This is a genomic window from Vibrio sp. Y176 (assembly GCF_033438945.1).
On sequence record NZ_JAWOQS010000341.1, the window covers coordinates 1 to 804 of the forward strand.

The window sequence follows — 804 nt, forward strand, 5'->3', positions numbered from 1 at the left end:
AAAGCAGAAACGCATTCTTGTAAAGGCATTGATGATATAGCGATAGCGATCCAGACCTTCCAGTGAGTCATCCCAAAGATCTGGTAAGTTGCTGTACATGTTTTTTAGCAACCACGGCAACTCTTCGCCTTGGATAACATGTTCTACTTCGCGAGCACATTGTCTGGCTGTTTCTAAATCCCATTGCGGTGAGATACCCGCATGACACATCACAAACTCGTCGTGCTCTGCCAGAAGAGGTTGTTTAGCTAGCCAAGAGAGCAGTTCTTCGCGGTCTTTAGCGAGGATAATTGGGGTCGTTTTATCTTTGTCTTTTCGCTTTTTCAGGCCGTAAGATACTGCCAGTAAATGTAAGTCATGATTGCCGAGTACGACTTTTGCGCTGTCACCGAGTGACTTTACGAAGCGCAGTGTTTCGAGTGATTTCGGGCCGCGAGCCACCAAATCTCCTGCGAGCCAAAGTTGGTCATGTTGAGTGGAAAAGTTGACGCGCTTGAGTAGCTGCTGTAGTTCGTCAAAACAGCCTTGGATGTCACCAACAATATAGGTAGCCACTGAATCTCCAATCTTATTAATTTAAAACGTTCGGAATCGCTAAACGAAATGGCTCAATTTCAGTGATGAATTCCTGGCCTTTTTCATCCAGCATTTTGTAGTGTCCTTGCATGACACCAACAGGCGTTTCTAACGCGGTACCACTGCTGTAAGTGTACTCATCGTTGCTTGGAATAAACGGCTGCTGCCCAACAACACCTTCTCCCTCTACCGTCATTTGTTTACCGTTGGAATCGGTAATCAACCATC

Annotated in this window: 2 protein-coding genes; both read right to left on the minus strand. The window is 45.9% G+C overall.

Annotation, left to right across the window (positions count from 1 at the left end):
• A partial coding sequence (apaH, locus tag R7O13_RS25945) for a bis(5'-nucleosyl)-tetraphosphatase (symmetrical) ApaH (RefSeq protein WP_318305084.1) occupies positions 1-555 on the minus strand: 555 nt, incomplete at its 3' end.
• A 16-nt stretch (positions 556-571) separates the two neighbouring features.
• On the minus strand, positions 572-804 hold a 233-nt coding region (locus R7O13_RS25950; RefSeq protein ID WP_318305085.1), incomplete at its 5' end, for an ApaG domain.